Consider the following 25,570-nt stretch of genomic DNA (forward strand, 5'->3'; position numbering starts at 1 on the left):
AAGCGGTTTACCGGATCACGCCTCAACCGCTCCATGCCGGATGCCGCGGGTCGTCGGCGCGCACCAGTACGTCGGCGGTGCCGGCCGGGTCGGTCTCCTGGTCGTAGCGCTCGTAGGCGGGGAGGGTCCAGTGCTCGGCCTCGGGGGTGCGGCGGCGTAGGGCACCGGGCGAGAGGAGGACATGGACAGTCAGATCGAACGGAAACCAGTGGCGCAGCAGGAGGGGGCCGTGCAGCAACAGGAAGCCACCGGGCGGGAGTTGGACGTGAGGGCTGCGGGTGGCTCGGTCGGTGGCCGGGTCCCACAGGTCGGGCAGGACGCGGCCGTCGCCACCGGCTTCGAGGGGGCCGAAGACCTCGCGCCACAGGGCGCCGGTGTCGACCCAGCCGTCGTAATAGGCCTCGACGTCCCGGTGGCCGTACTCCAGGCGGACGGAAGCAGGGCGCAGGAAGCCTTCCGAGCCGACGGTGAGCGAGGGGCGGCCGCGTATGCGCAGCGCCTCGCCGACCCGCTCGGCGAGGTCGCCGGGACGGGCCGCCGGGGCACCGTCGAAGGCCACGCGCGGCCAAGGGCTGCCGTCGGTCGGCTTCAGATCGAGCAGCCGCTCGGCCAGCTGTTCGCCGAGCCGGTCCCAGGTGATCGCTTCCAGTCGCACACGGCCCATGATGCGACAGGGGGTGGGTGGGGTGCGTTGCGGGCCGGGGGCGAGGGGGCCCCGACCCGAAGAACCCGATCGGCGAGTACCCCGCCCCCGGCCGGAGAGGCCCGATCGGCAAGTTCCCCAGCCCTTGTCCGAGGGGAATGAAGCCGATATGGCGCCCCTCACAACTCCCCCGCACCGCACCGGTCTTCTCGTCATCCAGCCCGTCAAGCGGCGGCAGTGCGCGGAGTGTCATGTGGGGCCGTTGCGGATGCTCGTGCTGGAGGACGGTTCGCCGCGGTGTCTGGACTGTGCCGACCTCGGGCATCTGGTGTTCCTGCCGCGCGGCGACACCGCGTTGACGCGCCGGTCGCGGGAGGAGAGTGCCCTGTCGGCGGTGGTGGTGCGGTTCAACCGGCGCAGGGGCCGTTACGAACGGCAGGGCGTTCTCGTCGAGGAGGCGGGGCTGGCCCGGGCCGAGGAGCGGTGCCTGGCGGACGCGGAGGCGCGGCGGCGGCGCCGGATGCGGGACGCGCGGCGTCGGGCGCAGGAGGACGTGCGGTTCGCCGAGGCGTTCGCGGCGGAGATACGGCGGCTGTTCCCGGGATGCCCGGCGGACCGGGCGCGGGACATCGCCGCGCATGCGTCGGTGCGGGGCAGTGGACGGGTGGGCCGGAGTGCGGCGGGGCGGGCGTTGTCCGAGGTGGCGGTGACGTCGGCGGTCGTGGCGGCCGTGCGGCACATGGACACGCCGTACGACCAGTTGCTGATGAGCGGCGTGCCGCGGCACGAGGCCCGTCGGCGGATCGCGGTGGTGGTGGTGACGAGGTTGGGGGCATGGCGGGCGGAAGTGTCCGAGGCCGGATGACGGTGCAGCGGCCACCCACGCGGCACCCACGCCGCCGCCGTCCGCCGTCCGTCGTCCGTCGCCCCAGGCCCTCGCCGGCGTCCGTCCTCCGCTGCTCAGACACCGCGGCGCACCGACCTCCACCGTCCCCGGCCTCGCCACCGACCTCCACCGTCCACGCTCTCGCCACCGGCCTCCACCGTCCCCGGCCTTCGCCTGCGTCCTCCACAGCCCTCGCCGGCGTCCTCCGCTGCTCAGACACCGGCGCACCACCCTCCAGCCCCCTCCCTCCCCACCCGGAGTTCGGGCCTCCGTTCTTCTGGACGTTTGCGTATGTGGTCGCGTCGCTCGGCCATGGTCACTGATGTCGTACAGGATTTCACTTGAGGTGATGGACGGGGCCGGGGCAGGATCTCGGCGGAATGCGGGAGTTGACGTTGACATGATCGATGGGCCGTACTTCGTACTGATCGTGATCGGTGTGGTGGGGACCGGCCTCGTGGCCGGGGTCTTCTGCGCGTTCTCGACCTTCGTGATGCGCGGACTCGCCGCGCTGCCACCCGCGCAGGGCGTCGCGGCGATGAAGGCGATCAATGTGACCGCGCTGATGCCGGCGTTCATGCTGGTGTTCATGGGTACGGCGGTGCTGTGCGCGGTGATCGCCGTGGTGACGTTCGTGCTCTGGCCGGACGAGGGGACGGTGGAGCTGTTGCTGGGCAGTGCGTTCTATCTGTTCGGCTCGTTCGGGGTGACCATGGTGGCGAACGTGCCCCGGAACAACGCGCTGCTCAAGCTGGAGGCGGGCACCCAGGAGGCGGCTGCGTACTGGCCGATGTACGTGCAGGAGTGGACGGCATGGAACCACGTCCGGACGGTCGCCTCGGCCGCCGCGACGGTGTCGTACGTGCTGGCCATCAGCTGAGCAACCTCGACTGGAGAACGGCGGCGAGAAAGCGCTGTCCCCCACTCTGCGCAGGTGACCCGTGAGACGTATCGTTGCCGGAAGAGTGCCGCCCGATGACGCACGGCTCCACCACGTCACATGCGCACGCGCACGCGAGGAAGACGGCCATGGCCGATCCCAAGGGTTTCATGACCACCCCCCGCCAGGACTGGCCGCGCCGGCCTGTCGAGGAGCGGGTCCGGGACTGGGACGAGGTGTACGTCCCGAGGGCGCTGCTGCCGATCATCAGCAAGCAGGCCGACCGCTGTATGGACTGCGGCATCCCCTTCTGCCACGACGCCTGCCCGCTGGGCAATCTGATCCCCGAGTGGAACGACCTGGTGTCGCGGGAGGACTGGCGGGCGGCCTCGGATCGGCTGCACGCGACCAACAACTTCCCCGAATTCACCGGGCGGTTGTGTCCGGCGCCGTGCGAGGCCGGGTGTGTGCTGGCGATCAACCAGCCGGCCGTCACCATCAAGAACGTCGAGTGCGCCATCGGCGATCGGGCATGGGAGGAGGGGTTCACTCCGCCTCGGCCGCCGGACCGGCTGTCGGGGCGGACGGTCGCGGTGATCGGCTCGGGGCCGACGGGGCTCGCGGCGGCGCAGCAGCTGACCCGGGCGGGGCACACGGTCGCGGTGTACGAGAAGGACGACCGGATCGGCGGGCTGATGCGGTACGGCATCCCCGCGTTCAAGATGGAGAAGCACCATCTGGAGCGGCGGATCGAGCAGATGCGGGCCGAGGGGACCAAGTTCCGTACGTCGACGGTGGTCGGGCGGGACATCGGGGCGGCCGAGCTGCGGTCGCGCTACGACGCGGTCATCATCGCCACCGGGGCCACGGCCTGGCGTGAACTGCCCGTACCGGGGCGGGAGTTGAGCGGCATCCAGCAGGCGATGGAGTATCTGCCGCTGGCCAACCGGGTGTGCGAAGGGGACTTGGAGTCGTCCCCGATGTCGGCCACCGGGAAGCATGTCGTCATCGTCGGCGGCGGGGACACGGGGGCCGACTGTCTGGGCACGGCCGTGCGGGACGGTGCCGCGTCCGTGACCCAGCTGGACATCTACGCCCAGCCGGACGCCGAGCGGGACGAGGACGCCGAACCCTGGCCGACGTATCCGAAGATCTACCGGCTCTCGGCGGCGCACGAGGAGGCGCGCGATCTGGAGACGGCGCCCGCGGCGGACGCGGACGCGCGCCTGTTCGCGGCGTCCACGCTCCGTTTCACGGGCGACGCCGACGGGCACGTACGGTCGCTGCACCTGGTCGAGGTGGACGCGCAGCGCCGCCCGATGCCGGAAACCGGGCGGACGCTGCCCGCCGACCTCGTGCTGCTGGCCCTCGGCTTCTCCGGGCCGGACCGGACGGACGGGCTGATCGAGCAGCTGGGGCTGGAGATGGAGCCGCGCGGCACGGTCACGCGGGATGCCGGGTTCGCGACGAACGTGCCGGGCGTGTTCGCCGCCGGGGATGCCGCCCGGGGGCAGTCGCTCATCGTGTGGGCGATCGCCGAGGGGCGGGCGGTGGCGGCGGCCGTCGACCGTCATCTGACGGGGAGTTCGAGGCTGCCGGCACCGATATCGCCGTACGACCGGCCCATGACCGTCTGAGCACCGTCTGAGCAACGGGCCGGCGGCCACTCCGCCCAAGAAGGCAGCCACTCCGCCCAAGAAGCGGAGCGAACCAACGCCTAGCGTCGCTCGTCCGTCCCCGCCACCTTCCCCGTGGCCAACGCCACCCTGTTCCACGTGTTGATCGTCATGATCAGGGCCAGGACGTGGGCCAGTTCCGTGTCGTCGAACTGGGCCGCCGCCTGGGCGTAGGCCTCGTCCGGGACGCCTCCGCCGGCGACCAGGGTCACCGCCTCAGTGAGGGCCAGGGCCGCCTGCTCCTTCTCGGTGAAGAAGTGGCGGGCCTCGCGCCAGACGGCGACCAGGTGCAGCCGGTCCTCGCTCTCGCCGGCCTTGCGGGCGTCGTTGGTGTGCATGTGGAGGCAGTAGGCGCAGTGGTTGAGGAGCGAGGCGCGGATCTGGATGAGTTCGACGAGCGCCGGGTCGAGGCCCTCACGGGCGGCGGCGTCGAAGCCGACGATGGCGCGGAAGACCTTCGGGGCGGACTTCGCGAAGTCCAGGCGGGTGCGGGCGGCCTCGGCCTCGCTGATGGCGCCGGCGATGTCGATCTCGATGTCGGTCGTGTTCGTCGTCATGTGGACCAACCTACGGGCCTGAAAGACCGGCTGTAGGGTGCATTTCCATGGTGGAATCATGGGTCAATTCGGCGGAGCGGATCGGCGCCGACCTGCACCTGGACCTCTCGGAGGCGTCCGGGCCCGGTGGGCGGCGGGCCGCGCTGACCCGTGCGCTGCGCGACGCCGTGCGCAGTGGGCGCCTCGCGCCCGGCACCCGGCTGCCGCCGTACCGTTCGCTCGCCGCCGACCTCGGCGTCGCCCGCAACACCGTGGCCGACGCGTACGCGGAACTGGTCGCCGAGGGCTGGCTCACCGCCCGGCAAGGGTCGGGGACAAGGGTGGCCGAGCGGGCCGAGCCACTGCGGCGCACCGAGCGGGTGCCTCGTACGCCATCCCGGATGCCGCCACGCGCGCGTGGGCCTCGGCACGATCTGCGGCAGGGCACGCCGGACGCCTCGGCGTTCCCGCGTGCGGCCTGGCTGGCCTCCTATCGACGGGCCCTCCAGCAGGCGCCGAACGAGGTCTTCGGGCCCGGCGATCCCGCCGGGCGCGTAGAACTGCGCGAGGCGCTCACCGGGTACCTGGCACGCGTGCGTGGCGTGCGCACCGAGCCGGGCCGGATCGTGATCTGCTCCGGCTTCGCCCACGCCCTGCGGCTGCTGTTCGGCCAGGGCACGGGTGCGGGTGCGGGCGGCGGTGTGCTGCGCGGGCCGCTGGCCGTGGAGGCGTACGGGCTGGGCTTCCACCGGGAACTGCTCGCCGCCGCGGGCGCACGGACCGTACCGCTCCCCCTCGACGAGGACGGCGCGCGCGTCGACCGGCTGGCGCGCGAGCGGGCCGTGCTGCTCACGCCCGCGCACCAGTTCCCGACCGGCGGCCCGCTGCACCCCGAGCGCCGCGCCGCCGTGATCGACTGGGCACGCGCGCGTGGCGGCGTGGTGCTGGAGGACGACTACGACGGTGAGTTCCGCTACGACCGCAAGCCCGTCGGGGCCGTCCAAGGACTCGATCCGGAGCGGGTGATCTTCATCGGCTCGGTGAGCAAGAGCCTGTCGCCCGCGCTGCGGCTGGGCTGGATGGTGCTGCCGGAGCGGTACGTCGGCGATGTGCTCGCGGCCAAGGGCGAGCGCGAGGCGTGGGCGAGCGTCCTCGATCAGCTGAGCCTCGCCGACTTCATCGTCTCCGGGGCGTACGACCGTCATGTACGGCGCATGCGGCAGCGGTACCGGAGCCGCCGCGACCGCCTCGTCGCCGCCCTCGCCACACACGCGCCGCAGATCGAGGTCACGGGTGTGGCCGCCGGACTCCACGCGGTGCTGCGACTGCCGCCCGGCACCGAGCGGTCCACGGTGAAGGCGGCCACCTGGCAGGGCGTCGCCCTGGACGGCCTCGCCGAGTTCCGGCACCCGGACGCGACCGAGCCGGAGATGCCGGCCCGCGACGGGATCGTCGTCGGCTACGCCACGCCCTCCGAGCATGCGTACGGCGCGGCGCTGGACGCGCTGTGCGGGGTACTGCCACCGGGATGACGCCCACGCCGGGCCTCTGTCGCCGGGCCTCTGCCCCCCCCCGCCGGGCAGCAGCACCCGCGGCACACCGCCGCCCCCGGCACTCCCCGGCACCCCGGCACCCTGGCACCCCGGCACCCCGGCCGGATCCTGCCCGCGAAGGAGCCGTCGGCCCCGCGTCCTGCCCACGAAGGAGCGGTCGTCTGCTTCCGCTGGATGAGTCGGCGCGACCCGGCATACTGCCGCGATCGGATTTGTTCTTCTATCTGTCCGAAAAGTGGCTTCCGGGCTACATGCATCCAAACAGGAGTGGGACCCTCGGAGCAGGAGGCGTCCTGTAGCCGCACCCGGAAACGGGCTGCCGTCGGCTCGCCCCCATCCTTCGTTCCGTCGTCAGGCGCAGGGCCACCCCCGCGCGTCCCCCCTGTTGGCGGTCGGTCCTGGAGGGTGTTCGATGACGACGCTCGATGAACGTCATGGAGAAGGTGCCCGCGAAGGGGAAGAGCACCGGGGCGACATCGCCCTCGGCCAGCTCGGGACGCGCGGCCCGGCGAGAGTGCCGCAGGCCATGGTCCCGCTGGACCAGCCCGGCACCGAGTACCCCCGGCTCATGGGGTCCAAAGCGGCGAACCTCGCCCGCGCGGCCCGCGCCGGACTGCCCGTACTGCCCGGGTTCGTGATCCCGCACCAGGCAAGCGGCGACATGATCGCCCTGCGGCGCGCCTGGGACGAGCTCTCCGACGACGGCACCCGCCCGCTCGTCGTACGGTCCTCCTCGCCACAGGAGGACACCGAGGAGTCGTCGCTGGCAGGCCAGTTCGCCTCGGTGCTGGATGTGCGCGGCTGGCGGAACTTCCTCGCCGCCGTACAGAACGTGCTCGACTCGGCCCAGCGGCCGGACAGGTCCACCGCACCCATGGCGGTGCTGGTGCAGCCCATGCTGAGCGCCGAGGTCGGCGGCGTGATGTTCGGCGCCGACCCGGTGGCGGGGCGGGCCGACCGGCTGCTGGTCAGCGCGGTGCGCGGCGGGCCGGACAGCCTGGTGAGCGGCACGCGGTCCGGCACCAGCTACTGGCTCAGTGGACGCGGACGGCTGCTGCGGACCGAGCCGGCACAAGACGCGGGGACCCAGGCACCGCTCCCAGCGGGTACCGACTCACCACTCCCGACAGCGACCGACTCGCCGCTCACACGCGCCGAACTGTTCCGGCTGGCGCGGCTCGCACGGCGGGTCCGGAAGGTCTTCGGCGGGCCGCAGGACGTCGAGTTCGGATTCGACGCGGACGGGCGGCTGTGGCTGTTCCAGAGCCGGCCGATCACCGCGATGGCGGCCCGGCCGACGCGCGGCGCGCGCCTGCTCGGGCCCGGTCCGGTGGCGGAGACGCTGCCCGAGCAACTGGCGCCGCTCGAAGAGGACCTGTGGGTGGCGCCGATGGCCCGTGGCCTGGCCGCCGCGCTCGACATCGGGGGCACCGCGCCGCGCCGACTGCTCAGGTCGGTGCCGGTGGTCACTACCGTCGGCGGGCGCGCGGCCGCGGACCTGCGCCTTCTCGGCACCGTGCGGCCTCGCCACCCCTGGCTGGCTCTGCTCAACCCCGCGCCCGGAGCGCGCCGGCTCGGCGCGGCTTGGCGGGTGGGCCGCCTCGCCTCCTCCCTGCCGGGTCTGGCGACCGACCTCGTCGCCGACGTCGACCGCCGTCTCGCCGAGATCCCGGCCCCCACGACACTCTCCGGCACCGCCCTGGCCACCGAGCTCCGCTGGACCCGCCGGGTTCTGGTCTCCCTGCACGCCCAGGAAGCCCTCGCGGGCGCCCTCCTCCACGAACCGCCCAAGAGCCGCACGGCGGCCGGTACGGCCCTCGCCGTGCTGACCGAGGCACGCGCCCGGGGCGTTCCCGACGATTCTGTGGCCACCACGGACCCGGTCGTCCTGGCCCTCACCGCCCCGAGCCTGCGAGGCCGGGGACGCCTGCCGGACGCCACGATCCCAAGGTCGACAGCACCGACCGACTCCGCACGGCACTCGCGGGCGGCAGCACCAGCACCAGCGCCAGCACACGCGCCCACACCCGCACCCGCACCCGCACCCGCACCCGCGACACCTACCCGCCCCCTCATCACCGCCCTCCCACCCCGAGAAGCCCTACGCCTGCGCGTCCGCTGGGTGCAGGAACTACAGGTACGGCTCGTCCGTGAGGTCGCCCTGCGCCTGGGGATCGGGACCGAGCGCATCGGACTGCTCCGGTGGTCGGAGCTGGCCGGCGTCCTGAACGGCGACCCCCTGCCCGGCGACCTCCACGCGCGCGTGCCGCACCCCGCGACGCCCCCGCTGCCGGACGAGTTCCGGCTCGCGGACGGCTCGGTCGTCGCCGCCGAGCGCGACACCCGCCGGGGCAACGGGGTGCGGGGCGTGTCCGCGGGGCGCGCCGTCGGAACCGTATGGGACGGGACGGGGCCGCGACCGACGGACGCCGTGCTGGTCGTGCGCACCCTGGACCCCGCGCTCGCCCCGCTGCTGCCCGGCCTGACCGGCCTGGTGGCGCAGACCGGCAGCCCGTTGTCGCATCTGGCCGTCCTGGCGCGGGAGTTCGGGCTCCCCGCGGTCGTCGGCGCCGTGGACGCCGTGCGCCGCTTCCCGCCCGGCTCGCGGCTCACGGTCGACGGGACGGCGGGTGACGTACGACTGGTCGACGGGACGGCCGGTGACGTACGGCAGGGGGGCGCGCCATGAGGAAGATCGCCTATGTCTTCGGTGCGCTCGCCGCGGCTGGCGCTGGCACCTACCTGATCGTCTATCTGTACCGGTGGCAGTGGCAGCGCGCGATGATCTGCGGCGTACTGCTGCTGATCATCGAGGTGATGCTGTTCGGCCTGGTGACGCTGGGGCGGCTGAACCGCATCGAGGAGCGGCTGCGCGACTCCGACCGGCGGCAGCGGGAGCTGGACGCCCGCCAGGAGGACGTGCTGACGCGGCTGCGCGAGCCGGCCCTGGCGCGGGAGGAGACGCGGTTCCGCTGGCTGGAGGACCCGGCGGACCGGTCGTACGTCTTCGTGCCGGTCCTGATGGTCGCCGGAGTGGTGCTGTCCGGGCTCGCCTGGGTGGTGCAGAGGGTCGCGTCGAGCACGGCGAAACCCGCCGAGCGGCGTCTGGCCGGACGGCTGGCCATCCTCGCCGCGCCTGATCCGTCCGCGCCTGATCCGTCCACGTCTGATCCATCCGCACGGGACCGGGTGCCCGGCGGCGACGGGTCGTCCGCCCCCGGCGATCTGGACGACCTCCCGCCCCTGGGCACCGGATCCGGCCACCGCACCGCCCGCATGACCACGGCGACGGTCCTCTCCGTCGGCCTGGTCGCCGCGCTGGTCATGGGGCTCGCCGATCTCACCCAGACCCGGGCGGAGGAGGACAACGAGCACGAGGCGACCTCGGTGCTCGTCCAGGTCGATCTGCGCGGCACGGACGTGTCGGCCGCCCGGAAGGCGCTGGCCGCACGGCAGATCTGGGAGGGCTGCCGGGATTCCACGTCCGTGCCGCTGCGGCACGCCCCCCTCGGTGACCTGGGGAAGGGCATGTTCGCCGGGGTCGTACGCCCTGCGCTCACCGACCACGACCTCATGCGGCTGCGCGGCTGCCTGGAGGACGCGACCCTGGAGCGCGCCCACCTCACAGTGGTCGCCGTCAATGACGTGGAGTCGGGCGACGACTCACGGTGACCGTCTGGACCTACTGGACCTACTGGACCTGCTGGACAACCGGACATGACAAGTGAGACGTATCGCACAAAACGGACGTAGCACTCATTGATCACAATCCCCGGGGTACGCTTCCAATGCGCCCACCGTCCCCTAGTCCCCCGGGTCGCTCATGGCTGTTCTCTCCGCTACCCTGCCTCGCGCTGCCCTGCGCAAGCGCCCTCTGCCACAGCGGGCATTGCGCGCCCTCATCGGCATCCTGATCGGTTACATCATCCTGTGGGCAGCAGGCGCCGGCGGCATCCTGAGCCTTTCGTTGCTGACCCGCGCGGAGACCCCGGCACCCGCCGGAACTCGCACCGTCCAGGGCGTGAACCACTTCCAGCCCGTAGGCTCCGACGGCCGGCTGTGGCGCGGTTCCGCCCCCTCCCCGGCCGGTTACCGGGCCCTGGCGGGCATGGGCATCACCACCGTCGTCGACCTGCGCGCCGAGGACATGAGCGCGCGCGAGCTGGCCGAACCGGGCGAGGCCGGTCTGAATGTCGTACGCCTGCCGATCCGTGACGGTCAGACGCCGTCGCCGAAGCAGGTGCAGCGATTCCTCGACGTCGTCTCCACGGCCTCCGGCCCGGTGTTCGTGCACTGCGGCGCGGGAGTCGGCCGTACGGGCGCGATGGTCGCCGCGTACGTCGTGAACACCGGTGAGGAATCGCCGTCGCAGGCGGTCCGGAACAACCTCGCGGTCGGACCCCCGTCGATCGAGCAGATCTACTACGGGCTGAACCTCACCCCGGCCAAGGCGGAGCAGCCGCCGCTGCCGGTGCTGGTCGTCAGCCGCCTCGTGGACGCTCCGCGGCGCATCATGTCGTACCTGTGATGCCTGTGAGCATCGACTAGGGCTTGCGCCCCACCGCCCCGTACCCCGGAATGACCCCGTCGTCCTGCCCGGGTACGGGCTCGCCCAGGTCGGGGTGCCATTGGTGCGGCACCTCGACGCCCGGCGGGACGAGTTCGAGGCCGTCGAAGAAGCGGGTGAACTCCGCACGGGAGCGCAGGGCCAGGGTGACGCCCGCCGCCTTGAGTTTCTCGACAGCCGCCTTCGACTCCTCGGGAGTGAAGTCGGCGCTCGCGTGGGTCACCACCAGGTAGCTGCCCGAGGGAAGCTCGGACAACATCCGGCCGACCAGCTCGTGCGCGCCGTCCTCGTCGGAGACGAAGTGCAGCAGCGCGACCAGGGAAAGAGCCACCGGACGGCTGAAGTCCAGGACCTTCCTGGCCCCTTCGATGATGGCGTCCGGATCACCCACATCGGCTTGCAGGTACTCGGTGGCGCCCTCCTGCGTGCCGCGCAGCAGGGCGGCCGCGTGAGCGAGCACGATGGGGTCGTTGTCGCAGTAGACGACGCGCGCGTCGGGGGCGGTCCGCTGGGCCACCTGATGGAGATTCGGCTCGGTCGGGATACCGGTGCCGACGTCCAGGAACTGGCGCACGCCCTGCCGGGCCAGCCAGCGGGTGGACCGGTGCATGAAGGCCCGGTTGACCCGCGCCATCACGGGGACGCGCGGATCGAGGGCGAGCATCTGCTTCCCCATGGCCTCGTCGACGGGGTAGTTGTCCTTCCCGCCGAGATACCAGTCGTACATCCGTGCGGGATGGGGCTTACTGGTGTCGATCTCAACGGGGTTCGGCCCGGTCATGACCAGCTCCGTAAGGTTCGAGACGATAAATGATCAACTCAGCACCAAGATAAGGGAATTGACTGAACGCAATGGATTGAACAACGGGTCTCACGCCGTCAGGACAGCAGGAAGTCCGCCTCCCCCGCCTTGGCGCCCTCGATGAACGCCGTCATCTCGTCCGAGGTGTAGATCAGGGCCGGCCCGTCGGGGTCGGTGGACTGACGGACTGCGATCCGGCCGTCGGCGAGTTTCATCGCCTCCAGGCAGTTGCCCCCATTGCCCCCGCTCCACGGCTTGTGCCAGCCCTCGCTGCCCAAGTCCCGCGCGGGCATGCCGTTGTAGACCTGTATGCGCGGCTTGATGCGATCCATTCACAGCTCCTTGCGGAGATCCCGCAGGATCTCCTTCGTGCGATGTGCCGTAGCGGCCTGCGCCGCCATGCGGTCCATGACCTCGAGATGGGTCGCCACCTCGGCGCGCGCGTCGAGATAGACGGCGCCGGTCAGGTACTCGCTGTAGACCATGTCCGGCAGTTCTGACATGGCAAATCGGAACAGCACGAAGGGCCCGTACGTGCCGGGGTGCGGCCCGTTCGCGAACGGGGCCACCTGCAGCGTCACGTTGGGCAGCTTCGTGGCCTGAAGCAGCCTGTCGATCTGGGCACGCATCACCTCCGGTCCGCCCACCTGGCGGCGCAGCGCGGTCTCGTCCATCACGACCCACAGCCGGGGCGCATCCTCACGGGTGAGCAGTTGCTGGCGTTGCATGCGCAGGGCGACATGGCGCTCGATGTCGTCGGGGCTGGTCTGGCCGATGGCGCCCGACCTCAGCACTCCGCGCGCGTAGTCCTCGGTCTGCAACAGGCCGGGCACGAAGTGGGGTTCGTACGACCGGATCAGGGCGGCGGCGCCCTCCAGGCTGACGTACATGGAGAACCAGCCGGGCAGGATGTCGTGGAACCGCTGCCACCAGCCGGGCTTGTTGGCCTCCTCGGCAAGTTGCACGAAGCCGTCGGCCTCGTCGTCGGAGACGCCGTAAGCCTTCAGGAGCAGCTGGAGGTACGGGATCTTGAGGGAGACCTCGGCCATCTCCATACGGCGGACCGTGGCAGGGGCGACGCGCAGGACGCGGGCGGCCTCCTCACGCTTGAGCCCGGCACGCTCCCGCAGGTCCAGCAGGCGCCGACCCAGGACGACCTGGCCGACCGTCGGCGCGGACCGCGGCTCGCTCACGCTCCACCTCCACGAATGAATCCCGACAAGTCGATTGAATCCTGACAGGCCGACGGCGCCGCTCGAAGACCTATTCGAAGATCGACGTGGATCTCCGGCGATCCCAATTGGCGCCGTTCGACATGCTGTTGCGAGCAGTGTGCCACGGCCTTCCAGAGAGTCACACAGCACTCTGCATTTTTCAGAGTGACTCTTGCCAAGTGTTCACGGCGGGGCGATAGTGGCAAGCGTGATTCCGTCCCCGCCCTTAGGAACAGACGCCACTGTGGTCCCCCACGGCCTCAGTACCCCCACCGGAGTCGGCCCCCAGCGGGGCGTCGGCGCCGAGCGCCGGTTCCGGTTCGAACTGGCCGCACATCCGGGTTCGCCCGCGCAGGCCAGACGCCTGACCAGGGCGCGGCTGAACGGCTGGTCGGTGTGCGAGGACACCTGCGACACGGCGGCTCTGGTCGTGTCGGAGCTGGTCACCAACGCGATCGTGCACACCGCCAGCGAGCACATAGTGTGCGAACTGCGCGACGGCGCCGACCTGGTACGCATAGCCGTACGCGACGAGGGATGCGCGCCGGGTGAGCCCCACCCGACGTCCGCGCGTCCCGAGGAGGAGCACGGCAGGGGACTGCTCCTCATCGACGCCCTCTGCCATGCGTGGGGGGCCCAGGAACACGGGTCCGGACTGGTGGTCTGGGCTGATCTGACACGCGGGGCCGCCCTCCGTGAGGTGCTGCGCACCGAGCACGCGCCCTGCAACGACCTCGGCTGGGGGTCCCGGCCCAAGCCGGGCCCGCCCGGGGGCCCGGGCGACGAGGACGAAGCCGAGGCGCGACACCACGGGGGAACGGGATCCGCATGGCTGTGAGCGGCGTGTCCGGCGGGGTCAAGGTGCTGAGCCTGGACACGCTGGTCCGCTTCCGCCGCGGCATGCGCACATCCGCCGCCCCGCGCCGCCTGCCCGTTCCGGAGGGGATGACAGCTCCCCTGGGCTGCGACGCGGTGGCGGTTCCCGCCCGCTTCGGTCCGCTGATCCTGCCCCGGCTGCCGCGCGTGGGGTGCGTGTACGCCGACGACACGCACTGGTGGTGGATCGTCCCGTCGGACTCCGACTACGCGCTGGAGTGGCCGGCGTCGGTGCGGTACACGACGGGGGCGGTCGTGCTGGACACCCCGCGTCTGATCCACCGGCCGGACGGGACGGTGCCGTACACGCCGCCGATTCCGCTGTATCTGGCGCTGTGCAGGGTCATGGGTACTACGCCGACATGGTGCAAGCAGATCCCCGCGTGAGGCTCCGCCGGGTGGGCCGGGCCGTGTAGGTGCGGCCTGGTCGGCGGCGTACGCCCGCGTGCACCCCCTGCTTCCACCCGCGCCCTCCCCGAAGCGCCCCTGCCCGGCCATAGTGGCCCTCCGTCACGAGCGGCGGTCGGGGGGATGAGCGGTGGCGAAGCAGAGTGATGCCGGTGAGTCCAGGGTGTCGGAGTCGGAGCGGCTGCTCTTCGGCGGGCCCCTGCGGTACGACATGGGGTGGAACCAGCATCGGGACGCCTTTCTGGAGCTGAACTTCCGGGCGATGGTGACGCGGTTGCCGTCACTCCTCGCGTCGAGCTTCCGGCTCGCCTGGCAGGCCGATCGGCGGGCCGCGCGGACCGTGCTCGTGGCCGAGGTGACCCGGGGACTGGCGCAGGCGGTCGGGCTGCTCGCCGTGAACAGTGTGCTGGGGCGGCTGTTCGAGGGCGGGGAACTGGAGGAGCGGTTACGGGGCGCCGTTCCCGCGCTCGTCACGATGGCCGCCGTGATGGTCGTGTCGACGCTGCTGCGAGCCGCCTCGACGTACGCCACCGGGCGTCTGGAGCCCAAGGTGGAGCGCGTGGCGACCGAGCTGTATCTGGAGCGGGCGGCGGCCGTGGAGCTGGCCGCGATCGAGGATCACGCCTTCCACAAGCTGCTGGACACCGCGCAGTACGGCGCCGCGTCCGCCCGCCGCATGATCTCCTACAGCGCCCGCGTCGTGAACGCGGCCATCTCGCTGATCGCCGCGGCCGGCGTGCTCACCATGCTGCACCCCGCCCTGCTCCCGCTCCTCGCCACCATGACGCTGCCCAGCGCCTGGAGCGCCCTGACCAACGCCCGGCGCCGCTACGAGTCCTTCCACACCTGGGTGCAGCACGCCCGCGCCGGCCATCTGATCAGCGGGCTGCTGACCGAGCCCGCCGCCGCGCCCGAGATCCGCGTCCACGGCGTCGGCCCCTTCCTGCTGCGTCACTACCGGGCGATGTCCGAGACGGCGGAGGCGGAACAGGCCCGCCTTGCCCGGCTCGCCGCGCGCACCGGGTTGATCGCGGCGGCGTGGACGGGGCTCGCGACCGTGGCGACGTACGCGACGCTGGGCGGGCTGCTGCTCGCCGGTGCCATGGCGCTGTCGGTGGCGGGTACGGCCGTGATCGCCATCCGCACCGGGTCGTCCAGCCTCGACAGCCTCGTACTGGAGGTCAACGCGCTCCACGAGGAGGCGCTCTTCGTGGGCGATCTGCAGCGGCTGTACGTCGAGGCGGCCGAACGGGCGATTCCGGTCGGCGGCGCCGCCCTGCCCGAGGACCCCCGGGAGATCCGCTTCGAGAACGTCAGCTTCTCCTACCCCGGCGAGTCCGCCCGCCCCGCCCTCGACGACGTCACGCTCACCCTCCCCCTCGGCCGGATCGTCGCACTGGTCGGCGAGAACGGCTCCGGCAAGACCACCCTGGTCAAGCTGCTCGCCGGGCTCTACACCCCGGACCGGGGCCGCATCCTGTGGGACGACGTCGACGCGGCCGGCGCCGACCGGCACCAACTCGCCGAGCGCATCGCGATGCTGGCCCAGGACTTCAAGCGCTGGCCCTTCACCGCCCGGGTCAATGTGGCCGTCGGCCGCTCCTCCGCGTCCCTCACCGAGGAACGTCTGGCCACCTCGGTCGCCGAGGCGGGGGCCGAGGAGGTGGTGGCGGATCTGCCGCGCGGCCTGGACACCTTGCTGGCGCGCCAGTTCAACGGCGGGCACGAGCTGTCCGGCGGTCAGTGGCAGCGGCTCGGCATCGCCCGGGCCGCCTACCGGCGCGGCCGCATCCTGATCGTGGACGAACCGACGGCGGCCCTGGACGCACGGGCCGAGCTGGAGGTCTTCGAGAAGATCCGCGCCCTGGCCTCCACCGGGCAGACGGTCGTCCTCATCACGCACCGGCTGGCGTCCGTCCGCCATGCCGACCTGGTGCACGTCCTCGACCAGGGCCGGCTCGTGGAGTCCGGGACTCCGGACGAACTGCTGGCCACCGGCGGGGTCTACGCGGAGCTGTACTCGCTCCAGGCCGAGCAGTTCACGACGCGGGTGCCCGCGCCGAAGGCCGGCTGACCGGCACGCCTCTGCCGAGGGCTCACGCGGCGGCGTCCACCGCGCCGTCACCGCGGACGATCACCAGGAACGCGTCCGTCGCGAGGTCCATGACGACCTCGGCGGGCAGTCCCTCCATGCGCCGCGCGTGAGCGAACTCCTCCGCCGGCCACGATCCTCGCGGCCCGCCCGCGGGAAAGCGTTCGAGCACTGTTCGCCCGTTCACCATCCTGACCTCCGATAAGCGTCGTACTTGTAGGAGTTAACGCCTGCCGGAGGTGAATCGCCTCGCTCAGTGACGGGACTGAGACGTAGTTGACACTCGTTCACCGCGATGTGTGAGCATTCGATCACGCTCAATGATCAACCGCTACGCCTCGTGTCAGTCGTCGTACTCGTCGTGATATCGGATACGGTCGCTGCCCGCCAGCGCCCCCAGAGCCGACGCGCGCCCCTTGGGCTCCTCCCACTCCTCCTGCCGGCCCAGCGCCGTGAGGTCGAGGAAGCCGGTGGTCGAGCCGAGCCCGTCCAGGCCTCGCTCGTACGTCGAGTAGGTGTGGAAGACACGGTCCCGGTCCCGCAGGAAGCAGCTGACCCCGGGCCGCTCCACCAACTCGCCCTCGTGCTCCAGGGTCACCTCGAAGTCGTGGTTGAAGTCGGTGCCGTACGACGAGAACCAGGGAAGCGTCCAGCCCATGCGTGCCTTGAACGGCAGGATCTTCGTGAACGGCGCCCGGGAGACGGCGACAAGTGTCGTCCCGCGGGCCTTGAGGTGCGCCGGATGCCCGATCTGGTCCAGGAACCCCGAGCAGCTCCTGCACCCGGCGTCCCATTCGGGGGCGAACATGAAGTGGTAGACGACGAGTTGGTGCCGCCCCTCGAAGAGGTCGAGCAGGGTCGCCTTGCCGTCGCCGCCCTCGAAGACGTACTCCTCCTCGACCTCGACCATGGGCAGTCTGCGCCGCTCGGCGTTCAGCACGTCACGCGCGCGCGTGGCCGCCTTCTCCTTGACCAGCAGTTCCTCACGCGCCGCGCGCCACTGCTCGCGCGAGACGATCTCCGGAAGCGACATGGGCGCCCCTCCTGTGCAACGGTCCCTTCCGGGTGGTGACCGGCGGGAGGAGCGGAACTCATCGCCGAGGCCGAAGAATTCTCAGCAGAACTCTCAGGAGATTTTCTTGGAGTACGCCACCGGCAGCGCGAGCAGGCCACGCGCGCGCAGGGAGCGGCGCCACCGGATGTTCTCGTCCTGGAGGATGAGTTCGGGGAACCGCTCCAGCAGCGCGGTCAGGGCGATCTCGGTCTCGGCGCGGGCCAGCGGCGCGCCCAGGCAGTGGTGGACGCCATGGCCGAGGGCGAGGTGTCCGGAGGCGTCGCGGGACAGGTCGAGACGGTCGGGGTCGGGGAAGCGGGCGGGGTCGCGGTTGGCGGCGGCCGGAGACAGCAGGACGGTCTCGCCGGCCGGCACAGGGACACCGCCGATCGTCATGTCCTCGGTGGGGAAGCGGCGGATGGCGAGGAGGGCGGGGCCCTCGAAGCGGTGGAACTCCTCCACGGCGGCCGCGATGCGCGCGGGGTCCTCGCGCAGGGCGGCGAGCTGCTCGGGATGCCGCAGCAGTGCCAGCACCGCGTTCCCGATGAGCTGCACAGTGTTCTCGTACCCGGCGAAGAGGATCAGGAAGGCGAGGGACATCAGCTCGTCCTCGCTGAGCCGGTCGCCCTCGTCGCGGACCGCGATCAGGTCGGACAGCAGGTCGTCCGCGGGCTCCTTGCGCTTGTCGGCGAGAAGCCGGGTGAAGAACCCGAGCATCGCGACCACCGACTCCTTCGCGGCCTGCGGTCGCGCCGGGTCCGGAGCCACCAGGGCGTCGGTCCATTCCCGGAAGTCGCGCCGGTGCTGGTCCGGGACGCCGAGGAGGTCGCAGATGACGGTGATGGGCAGGGGCGCGGCGTAGGAGGCGATGAGGTCGGTGGTGCCGTGCGGGCCGAGGGCGTCGAGGAGACGGTCGGCGGTCTGCCGTATGGGCGTGCGGAGTTGATCCACGCGCCGGGTGGTGAAGGCGCGGCCGACCAGGCGGCGGATGCGGGTGTGGTCGGGCGGGTCCATGTTGAGGAGGTTGGCGTCGAGGGCGGGCGGAAGGGCGAGGCCGCGATAAGTACCGGGCGCCGCATGCCGTTTGTCCAGCGACAGCCGCGGGTCGGCGAGAGCCTCACGCACATCGCCGTACCGGGTGACGAGCCAGGCGGGACTGCCGTCCGGACCGGCGATCCGGTGCACGGGGGCGGCCTCGCGGAGGCGCCGGTAGACGTCGTAGGGGTGGTCGATGAGGCCGTCGGCGGGATCCATTCGGATCAGCCTAGGGCCGGGCGGTCAAGGGCTGCCCGACTGCGTGACCCCCTGCGCGAGTTGACCGACCACGTCCGCGACGCCCTGCCCGAAGGCGGTCGGCGCGACCAGGATGCCGAACACCAAGACGATGGCCACGGTCAGCTTCTCGTCGTTGCGGCTCCGCGCCTCGGTGCGTCGCCCGAGCCGCAGGACGATGATGACTGCGAGCAGCACCGCCACGTTGATCGTCAGCTCCACCCGGCCGGCCTCCCGTCAGACAGGTTTGCTCCCGCTTACCTGTGTACCGTGAAAGCACCCTGCGCGACCGACCGGCTGCCCGTGGTTGGCGGCAAATCGCTTCTGTGAGACCGGTTCTCAGGCGTCGTACTCCTGGATCCGCCTGCCGTGACTCCGGTCCAGGAGCGCGGGCATCCGCTGCCCCAACTCCCTTACGACTGCGGCGACATCGATCGTCAGCAGTTCGCGGTCGCGCATCAGGACCCGTCCGTCGACGATGGTCGTGCGCACGTCGCCGGCGCGGGCGCTGTGGACGAGGGTGGCGGCGAGGTCGTGCACGGGCTGGGTGTGCGGGCCGGTGAGGTCGACGAGGATGATGTCGGCGCGCCGGCCGGGTGCGAGGGTGCCGAGGGTGTCGCCGAGTCCGACTGCGCGGGCGCTCTGGAGCGTGGCATGGTGCAGGGCTTGACGGGACGTCAGCCATCGCGGGTCGCCGGTCGTCGACTTCTGGATGAGGGCGGTCAGGGCCATCGACTCCCACACGTCGAGGGAGTTGTTGGAGGCGGCGCCGTCCGTGGCCAGGCCGACGGGGATGCCGATGTCGTGCAGGGCGCGTACGGGTGTGGTGGTGGGCCAGGCGAACTTGAGGTAGCCGCGCGGGGCAGTGGCGACGGCCGTACGTCCCTCGGCGGCTTCGAGCAGCGGCAGGTCGCTGTCGAGGATGCCGGTGCCGTGGGCGATGAGGACGTCGGTGTCGAGGATCCCGGTGCGCCTCAGCACCTCGATGGGGGTGACGCCGTGGCGGGCGAGGCCGGCCTCGGCCTGGTCGCGGTTCTCGGCGGCGTGGAGATGGACGGGCAGGCGGTGGTCGCGGGCGAGTTCGGCGGTGGCGGCGAGGTCGGCGTCGTCGACGGTGTAGGGGGCGTGCGGGGCGAGGGTGGTGGTGATACGGCCGCCCGCGCCGCCGCGATGCTGCAGCGCGAACTCCAGTGATTTCTCCCGCCCTTGGGGCCCCTGGGAGGAGAAGTAGGCCTCGCCGAGGTGGGCGCGGATCCCGCATTCGTCCACGACGGCGGCGACGGCGTCCATCGAGAAGTAGTGGTCGGCGAAGCAGGTGACCCCGCCCCGGATCATCTCGGCACAGGCGAGCCGGGCGCCCAACTCCACGTCCTTCTCATGGAGGTTGGACTCGATCGGCCACACGACGTCGTTGAACCACTCCTCCATGGGCAGGTCCTCGGCGACACCGCGCAGGGCGACCATCGGTGCGTGGGTGTGGCAGTTGACGAGGCCGGGGAGGGCGACCTGACCGGTCGCGTCGAGACGCTCGACGGCGGGCAGGTCACGTACGGCGTCGGCGGTCGTGACGGCCTCGACGACCGCGTCGCGTACGACGATCGCGGCGTTCTCCTCGAACCCGATCCGCTCTTGATCGTCGTGCACGAGGACCGTGCAGCCGGTGATGACGAGGTCGGCGGGAGCTTCTGCGGGAGAAGGCGTCATCACGCCAACGTACGACGCGGTCGTCGGGTCGCGTGAGGTGAACCGCGCATCCGGTCAGGGGTCTGTCGCACGGACCTGACACCCGGGCAGGCTGGCCCCGTCACGGCCCGCCCGACGGCCGCACCCGGCCCGCTCGGCGGCTTCGAGGCCTACGGCTTTGGCTTCTGAAAGGAGCCCGGCATGCTCCTCGGCACCTGGAACCTCGAGAACCTCTACCGGCCCGGCGGCGAGTTCGGCCCCAAGGACAAGGCGGCGTACGAGACGAAGCTCGCGGCGCTGGCGGCGACGGTCACCGCTCTCGACCCGGCGCTGCTCGGCGTGCAGGAGGTCGGGGACCCCGAGGCCCTGCGGGACCTGACCGGGATGCTGACCGGCGACTGGCATGTGGCGCTCTCCGAGCACCCGGACGGCCGGGGAATCAGGGTCGGCTTCCTCAGCCGCACGGCGCTCCGGGTCCTGCACGACACGTCCGCGTTCCCGCAGAAGCTGAGGCCGGTACAGACGGACGACGACGGCGACACCGTGTCGGACTCGGGCCGGGGCTTCCTCGCGGTGGAGACGGAGCCGGAGCCTGGGTCCGGGGCGCTGCGGGTGGCGGTCGCCCACCTCAAGTCGAAGCTGCTGTCGTACCCGGGCAACCGCTTCAATCCCCGGGACGAGGGCGAACGGGCCCGCTACGGCGCCTACGCCCTCTACCGCCGGGCGGCCGAGGCGACGGCGCTGCGCGCGCTGGCGGACGTTCTGCTGGCCGGTGACGGACGCGCGCGCGACGTGGCGCTTCTCGGCGACCTCAACGACGAGGTGCAGACGGCGACCACCCAGATCCTGCTGGGCCCGCCCGGCTCGGAGATCGGCACGCCCGGCTTCAAGGTGAAGGACAACGGTGACGCCGTCCGCCTGTGGAACGTGGCGCCGCTGATCCCGGCCGAGCAACGCTTCTCGCGCGTCAACTCCGGGCGGCGCGAGCTGATCGACCACATACTGTGCAGCCACCGTCTGATCCACCGGGTGACGGCCGCGGGGACAGGGATGCCAGGGGCCGGTGCGCCGCAGTTGCCGTCGGTCGGGGCGGATCCGCAGGAACGGCGGAGCGAGGCGGGGTCGGACCATGCGCCGGTGTGGGTACGGATCGGGGGCTGAAGCCAGGAGGGTGCGCTTCGGGGACCGGGGCTGAGTCAGCCGGCGAGGGGAAGTCGGGGCACCTTGGGGGCCTCGGGGATCCGTAGCCCGACCCGGTCGCGCTCCTGCGCGAGTTCGTCCAGCAGCTCGGTGAGCTGGGCGGCGTGCGTGAGGGTGAGCCGGCCGGAGTCGTCGAGATGGACGGCGCACGCGGTCGTCGCGTCGACGAGCCGTTCGAGGGTGGCCACGACCTCGTCCGCGCCCTCCGCGTGCCGGGCGAGCGCGGGGAGTTCGGCCGAGGCGAGGGCGATGGCGGTACGGGCTTCGGCGAGCGCACGGTAGGCCTCGCGGCGCAGGGTCCAGCGGACGGAGCGGGCGGGGCCCTCGGCACCGGCGTCGGCGTCGGCGCGGCCGTCGGCCTCGCGCAGAACATGGTCGAGGTAGGCGTACGCGGCACGCCCCGCCGCGCCGAGCCGCGCCCTCACGCCCCCGCCCCGCTGTCCCGGCATCGGCAGATGCCCGACGACGAGCACGATCGCGCAGGCCAGCAGGGTCTCCCCGATCCGGCTCACGGAGGCCTGCGGCTCGCCGCCCACCATCACCAGGGCGAGCACGAGCACGGTCACGACGGCGGTCTGGGCGGCGAAGTGCCGGGTGGCCACGGGAATGAGGGCGCCGCTGACAGCGACGAGCGCGATGAGCCCCTCCGGCCGGGGCAGCACGGCGGCGAACCCGGCGAAGACAAGAGCCCCCAGCACGGTGCCGGCAGCCCGGCACAGCACCCGGGACACGAGCGGCCCGAGGTCGGGCTTGACGAGGAAGACGGCGGTGGCCGGGAGCCAGTACCAGTGCTCGTGCTGCCCGTACCACTGGGCGTGGTGCAGGGCCTGGGCGATGCCGGCGCTGGCCCCGAAACAGAGGGCGACACGGAGCCCGTACTCCCGCCCGCCGGCCCCGAACAGGGCCCGGACGAGGTCCCTGGCCGTACGACGCCGGGTGTGCAGGTCACTGTTCTCCCTCCCCCGGTCGAAGGCCTCCGCGGCGTGCAGCAGGGCGTCGTCGAGGGCGCGCAGGGCGGGCGCCGACCGGGAGGGCGCGGGGAGGGGCCCGGTGTGGGTGTTGCCGCGTACGGCGGCGGCGAGGCGTCGAGGCCCCTCGGCGGAACGGGCAGGCGCCGCCTCCCCGGCCCAGGCGAGCGCGGTGGCGGCCTCGGCGAGCGGCAGGGCCGCGGCGTACTGCGCGTGCAGCCGCCGCTCGGTGGACGAGGAGGCGTACCGCCGCAGCCGGGGTCCGGTGAGGGCGTCCTGGGCGTGATCGAGGGCGGCGGTCAGGGCGACGCGACGGGCGGTGGCACGGTCGGTCCCCACCGCGTCGAGCAGCCCGGCGACAGCGTCGTACACCGCCGCCACCGCGTCCCGCTCCCCGTCGAACCGGAAGTCACCGACGAGGGACCCGGGCGTGGGAAGCGCCAGCCGGAGCGAGAGCAACCAGGCGGCACCGCCGAGATAGGCGACGGCCCGCACCCACCCACTCTCGGGCAACGGCATCCCGGCCCCGATGGCAGCGGCGACGAGCAGCTGCGTACCGGCACCGGAGGCGACGGGCCCGACGGCACTGATGCCTCCGGCGACGAGCCCGAGCCCGGTGAGCACAAGCGTGAGCGGCACGGCCCCGAGGTGATCCCCCGCATACGTCCCGACGAACAGCCCGGCCGCCCCCACCGCGGCGGGCACCCCGAGCCGCCTGACGGAGCCCCGACGGCTACCGGGGCGGTCGTTGATCCCGGCGAGCATGGCGGCGATGGCGGCGACGACACCGAGGGAGGTACGACCGACGAGAACGGCGGCAAGGAGCAACGGCCCCGCGGCCAACGCCCCTCGCGTGACCGCACTCCAGGGAACCGGTCCCCGTTGCGCGCGCAGGGCGTGATCAAGCCAGGGCGGAAGGGCAAGGGCCGGACGTACGGGGCGGGACACAGGGCTCCTGTCGGGACGAGGGCGGTGTGCGGGTGCCTTCGGGCGACGGTGGCCGGGCGGTGGGGGGCCGTGACGGGCGCGGCCTGTGGTGTCCACGGTAGAGCTGGGTCTTGGTGGGGAGCGGACGTTCGGGTTTCGGGGATGTGACGATGCTTGGAAACGGCACGTTCTTTATGAACGCAATTCGGAGGCGCAGCGCTTGGCGAACAACGTCTCCGCGTCGGTGATCGCTCGCAGCAAGGCCGTCGGCTGCGGCTCCACCATCCCGAGGATCGCGTCCACTCCGCGGAGCCCGGCCCGCTCCAGCAGCCGCTTCTCGTTCGTCACCCACTCCCCCCGCCCCGCCAGCACCGCGTGCCCCGTCTGCACGGAGGCCGTGGCGAGCGCGCCCGCGGTCTCGGTGAGGCGGCCTGCCGGGGCGTGGTTGGCCTTGGCGTACGCGAGGGTGGCCCGGGCAGTGCCGTACCAGCGCTCGCACGCCGCGAGGCGCAGCTTCTCCGGATAGGCGGACGGCCGCGGCAGCGCACCCCGCAGCACCCGATTGATCGCCAGCTCCGCCACGACCAGGTAGCTGGGAATCCCCGCGAGATGGAACAGCAACGGCTCCACCCGGAACCGCCCCTCCCGCGCCTGCGCCAACTCCCGCTCCACCACATCGAGATCGCGATAGTGAACGTCCACCCGCCGCCCCTCGATCGTCAGCCACGCACCGCCGTTGAAGACACCGCCACCCCAGCCGCCGACTTCGGAGACCTCGCCTTCCCAGCCGAGGGCGCGGAGGTCGGCGGGGTCGAAGGGGCCGCGGTAGTAGACCGCGAGGTCCCAGTCGCTGTCGGGGCGGTGGGTGCCCTGAGCGCGGGAGCCGCCGAGGGCGACGGCGCGGACGGTGGGGAGGGAGGCGAGGCGGTCGGCGGTGATGTCGAGGAAGGCGGCGTCGTCGTGGGAGGGCATGTGTGCAGCGTAGGTATCGGGCTGTGTTGGCTCCACCTGGAGGAACGCGTCGTCAGGAGCCGCAGTCCCGGCCGGCGTCGCACTGCCAGCCGGAGAAGCCGCCTTCGCGGGGATGGTCGATGTCGTCGTCGAACTGGACGAACCCCCAGGCCACCCAGGCGATGAAGGCAATGCAGAGGCCGAGCCCGGTCCACAGGGCCAGCTTTTTCAGCAGCATGTGACGGTCCTTCACGAGCGGGCCGTCATCTGGTCGGACGAGCCGGACACGTTGAAGTCCTGGGCCATGCCGGAAGTATAGGGATGGGCGATGTCGGCCTGCTCCAGGTCTATGGATCATCTGCTGCGGACAACTGAGCAGAGGTCGAAATTCGGATGCGCGCGGGAGGACGGGCGCGGATGATCGGCGAGTTGTACGTCGTACGGCCGGCCACGCCTCGCCGTCACCGGCCCACACCCGGCACTTCCGATCAGGAGCCCTCGTGATCCGACGCGTCACCTCCCCCGCCCTCTTCCCTCCCCCCACCTACTCCCACGCCTCCGTCGTAGAGGCCGGCACCAGGATCGCCTTCCTCGCCGGTTCCGTGCCGCTTGACGGGGACGGGAACATCGTCGGCCCGGGGGACCCCGTGCGGCAGGCCCGGCAGGTGATCGCCAACCTTGAGGTGCAACTGGGCGCCATCGGCAGTGACTTGGCGCATGTGCTGTCGACCGACGTCTACGTCGTGAGCGGTGACACCGCCGTGCTGTCCGCCGTCTGGGAGGTCGTCGAGGCATCCGGGCTGAGCGTCGGGCCTCACTCGTCGACGCTTCTCGGGGTGGCCTGCCTCGGATACACGGGGCAGTTGGTGGAGATCACCGCCACTGCCGTCGTTCCCGACCAACCCGCCGAGGGGACGCAGCCATGACCGCCGTGGCCCTCCGCGGCGCCCTCCCCACCGACGCCGGTGCCGCCGCCGACGTATGGCTGCGCTCCTTCGCCGCCGCCCTGCCGACCGTCGTGCGGCCCCGCTCCGACGACGACGTACGAACGTACTTCCGCGAGGTCGTGGTGCTGCTGCGGGAGACCTGGGTGGCCGAGGTCGCCGACCGGGTCGTCGGCCTCATGGTCCTCGACGGCGACGTGCTCTCCCAGCTCTACCTCGACCCCGACTGGCGTGGCCGCGGCATCGGCGACCGGTTCGTCGAGCTCGCCAAGCGGTGCCGTCCGCAGGGGCTGAGCCTGTGGACCTTCCAGGTCAACAACCCCGCCCACCGCTTCTACGAGCGACACGGCTTCGTCGCCGTCGAGTACACGGACGGCAGCGGCAACGAGGAGCGGGAGCCGGACGTGCGGTACGTCTGGCTCCCCGGCGGACACTGAG

Annotated in this window: 26 protein-coding genes; 13 read left to right on the plus strand and 13 right to left on the minus strand. The window is 71.9% G+C overall.

Annotated elements, in window-relative coordinates:
• Positions 1–22 precede the first annotated feature (22 nt).
• Positions 23–664 (minus strand): uridine kinase, encoded by a 642-nt coding sequence (locus OG254_RS12700; protein ID WP_405580781.1) that lies wholly within the window; start codon positions 662–664, stop codon positions 23–25.
• A gap of 148 nt (positions 665–812) precedes the next feature.
• Between OG254_RS12700 and OG254_RS12705 the strand changes: the two genes are divergently transcribed.
• The 3 genes from OG254_RS12705 to OG254_RS12715 all read left to right on the plus strand — a co-directional run bounded on the left by OG254_RS12705 (position 813) and on the right by OG254_RS12715 (position 4,046).
• Entirely contained in the window at positions 813–1,508 is a 696-nt protein-coding gene (locus tag OG254_RS12705; RefSeq protein ID WP_405580783.1) for a DUF2293 domain-containing protein, read from the plus strand.
• Positions 1,509–1,929: 421 nt separating this feature from the next.
• On the plus strand, positions 1,930–2,409 hold the full coding sequence (locus tag OG254_RS12710; RefSeq protein WP_405580786.1) for a DUF1772 domain-containing protein: 480 nt from the start codon (positions 1,930–1,932) through the stop codon (positions 2,407–2,409).
• 149 nt (positions 2,410–2,558) lie between these two features.
• The gene (locus OG254_RS12715; RefSeq protein ID WP_405580788.1) at positions 2,559–4,046 is read left to right on the plus strand and encodes a glutamate synthase subunit beta; all 1,488 of its coding nucleotides are present in this window, start codon (positions 2,559–2,561) and stop codon (positions 4,044–4,046) included.
• Between the two features lie 80 nt (positions 4,047–4,126).
• On the opposite strand, the gene OG254_RS12720 is transcribed toward OG254_RS12715, so the two are convergent.
• Entirely contained in the window at positions 4,127–4,642 is a 516-nt protein-coding gene (locus tag OG254_RS12720) for a carboxymuconolactone decarboxylase family protein (protein WP_405580790.1), read from the minus strand.
• Between the two features lie 47 nt (positions 4,643–4,689).
• Here OG254_RS12720 and OG254_RS12725 point away from each other — a divergent pair, with 47 nt between their 5' ends.
• The 4 genes from OG254_RS12725 (at position 4,690) to OG254_RS12740 (ending at position 10,702) form a co-directional block, all read left to right on the plus strand.
• Positions 4,690–6,153, plus strand: a complete 1,464-nt coding sequence (locus tag OG254_RS12725) for a PLP-dependent aminotransferase family protein (protein WP_405580792.1) — start codon at positions 4,690–4,692, stop codon at positions 6,151–6,153.
• Between the two features lie 433 nt (positions 6,154–6,586).
• Positions 6,587–8,863 carry a PEP/pyruvate-binding domain-containing protein gene (locus OG254_RS12730; RefSeq protein ID WP_405580794.1) on the plus strand — a complete coding sequence of 759 codons (2,277 nt, stop codon included), beginning with the start codon at positions 6,587–6,589 and terminating at the stop codon, positions 8,861–8,863.
• Entirely contained in the window at positions 8,860–9,846 is a 987-nt protein-coding gene (locus tag OG254_RS12735) for a hypothetical protein (RefSeq protein WP_405580797.1), read from the plus strand. The genes OG254_RS12730 and OG254_RS12735 overlap by 4 nt, the downstream gene beginning before the upstream one ends.
• Positions 9,847–10,063: 217 nt before the next feature.
• Complete coding sequence (locus OG254_RS12740) at positions 10,064–10,702, plus strand: fused DSP-PTPase phosphatase/NAD kinase-like protein (RefSeq protein WP_405580800.1); 639 nt, start codon at positions 10,064–10,066, stop codon at positions 10,700–10,702.
• Positions 10,703–10,718: 16 nt separating this feature from the next.
• On the opposite strand, the gene OG254_RS12745 is transcribed toward OG254_RS12740, so the two are convergent.
• The 3 genes from OG254_RS12745 to OG254_RS12755 form a co-directional block, all read right to left on the minus strand.
• Positions 10,719–11,522 (minus strand): SAM-dependent methyltransferase, encoded by an 804-nt coding sequence (locus OG254_RS12745; protein ID WP_405580803.1) that lies wholly within the window; start codon positions 11,520–11,522, stop codon positions 10,719–10,721.
• A gap of 98 nt (positions 11,523–11,620) precedes the next feature.
• A complete protein-coding gene (locus OG254_RS12750) occupies positions 11,621–11,875 on the minus strand; it encodes a DUF397 domain-containing protein (RefSeq protein WP_147998298.1) in 255 nt (84 codons plus the stop codon).
• Positions 11,876–12,736: a helix-turn-helix transcriptional regulator gene (locus OG254_RS12755; RefSeq protein WP_405580806.1), complete on the minus strand. Its 861-nt coding sequence runs from the start codon at positions 12,734–12,736 to the stop codon at positions 11,876–11,878.
• A 220-nt stretch (positions 12,737–12,956) separates the two neighbouring features.
• Between OG254_RS12755 and OG254_RS12760 the strand changes: the two genes are divergently transcribed.
• The 3 genes from OG254_RS12760 (at position 12,957) to OG254_RS12770 (ending at position 16,115) form a co-directional block, all read left to right on the plus strand.
• Entirely contained in the window at positions 12,957–13,595 is a 639-nt protein-coding gene (locus OG254_RS12760; RefSeq protein WP_405580809.1) for an ATP-binding protein, read from the plus strand.
• Entirely contained in the window at positions 13,586–14,020 is a 435-nt protein-coding gene (locus OG254_RS12765) for a hypothetical protein (RefSeq protein WP_351193354.1), read from the plus strand. Before OG254_RS12760 ends, OG254_RS12765 begins: the two co-directional genes overlap by 10 nt.
• A gap of 232 nt (positions 14,021–14,252) precedes the next feature.
• On the plus strand, positions 14,253–16,115 hold the full coding sequence (locus OG254_RS12770; protein WP_405594963.1) for an ABC transporter ATP-binding protein: 1,863 nt from the start codon (positions 14,253–14,255) through the stop codon (positions 16,113–16,115).
• A gap of 22 nt (positions 16,116–16,137) precedes the next feature.
• On the opposite strand, the gene OG254_RS12775 is transcribed toward OG254_RS12770, so the two are convergent.
• From OG254_RS12775 to OG254_RS12795, 5 genes are all read right to left on the minus strand, one after another.
• Positions 16,138–16,323, minus strand: a complete 186-nt coding sequence (locus tag OG254_RS12775) for a hypothetical protein (protein ID WP_030948256.1) — start codon at positions 16,321–16,323, stop codon at positions 16,138–16,140.
• A 153-nt stretch (positions 16,324–16,476) separates the two neighbouring features.
• A complete protein-coding gene (locus tag OG254_RS12780; protein WP_405580814.1) occupies positions 16,477–17,166 on the minus strand; it encodes a DUF899 domain-containing protein in 690 nt (229 codons plus the stop codon).
• A 93-nt stretch (positions 17,167–17,259) separates the two neighbouring features.
• The gene (locus OG254_RS12785) at positions 17,260–18,441 is read right to left on the minus strand and encodes a cytochrome P450 (protein ID WP_405580817.1); all 1,182 of its coding nucleotides are present in this window, start codon (positions 18,439–18,441) and stop codon (positions 17,260–17,262) included.
• 24 nt (positions 18,442–18,465) lie between these two features.
• The gene (locus tag OG254_RS12790) at positions 18,466–18,681 is read right to left on the minus strand and encodes a hypothetical protein (RefSeq protein WP_405580820.1); all 216 of its coding nucleotides are present in this window, start codon (positions 18,679–18,681) and stop codon (positions 18,466–18,468) included.
• 117 nt (positions 18,682–18,798) lie between these two features.
• Positions 18,799–20,163, minus strand: a complete 1,365-nt coding sequence (locus OG254_RS12795; protein WP_405580823.1) for an amidohydrolase — start codon at positions 20,161–20,163, stop codon at positions 18,799–18,801.
• Between the two features lie 180 nt (positions 20,164–20,343).
• On the opposite strand from OG254_RS12795, the gene OG254_RS12800 reads away from it, so the two are divergent.
• Entirely contained in the window at positions 20,344–21,303 is a 960-nt protein-coding gene (locus OG254_RS12800) for an endonuclease/exonuclease/phosphatase family protein (protein ID WP_405580826.1), read from the plus strand.
• 35 nt (positions 21,304–21,338) lie between these two features.
• On the opposite strand, the gene OG254_RS12805 is transcribed toward OG254_RS12800, so the two are convergent.
• From OG254_RS12805 to OG254_RS12815, 3 genes are all read right to left on the minus strand, one after another.
• Complete coding sequence (locus OG254_RS12805; protein ID WP_405580829.1) at positions 21,339–23,258, minus strand: FUSC family protein; 1,920 nt, start codon at positions 23,256–23,258, stop codon at positions 21,339–21,341.
• A gap of 171 nt (positions 23,259–23,429) precedes the next feature.
• On the minus strand, positions 23,430–24,209 hold the full coding sequence (locus OG254_RS12810) for a nucleotidyltransferase domain-containing protein (RefSeq protein ID WP_405580832.1): 780 nt from the start codon (positions 24,207–24,209) through the stop codon (positions 23,430–23,432).
• Positions 24,210–24,261: 52 nt separating this feature from the next.
• Positions 24,262–24,426, minus strand: coding sequence for a hypothetical protein (locus OG254_RS12815; RefSeq protein WP_405580835.1), 165 nt, complete (start codon positions 24,424–24,426; stop codon positions 24,262–24,264).
• Positions 24,427–24,688: 262 nt separating this feature from the next.
• On the opposite strand from OG254_RS12815, the gene OG254_RS12820 reads away from it, so the two are divergent.
• Both OG254_RS12820 and OG254_RS12825 read left to right on the plus strand, forming a co-directional pair.
• Positions 24,689–25,114 carry a RidA family protein gene (locus OG254_RS12820; protein ID WP_405580838.1) on the plus strand — a complete coding sequence of 142 codons (426 nt, stop codon included), beginning with the start codon at positions 24,689–24,691 and terminating at the stop codon, positions 25,112–25,114.
• On the plus strand, positions 25,111–25,569 hold the full coding sequence (locus OG254_RS12825) for a GNAT family N-acetyltransferase (RefSeq protein WP_405580841.1): 459 nt from the start codon (positions 25,111–25,113) through the stop codon (positions 25,567–25,569). The genes OG254_RS12820 and OG254_RS12825 overlap by 4 nt, the downstream gene beginning before the upstream one ends.
• The last annotated feature ends 1 nt before the right edge of the window (position 25,570 follow it).

Origin of the sequence: Streptomyces sp. NBC_01092 (genome assembly GCF_045039535.1) — a bacterium.
Classification (GTDB): Bacteria; Actinomycetota; Actinomycetes; order Streptomycetales; family Streptomycetaceae; genus Streptomyces.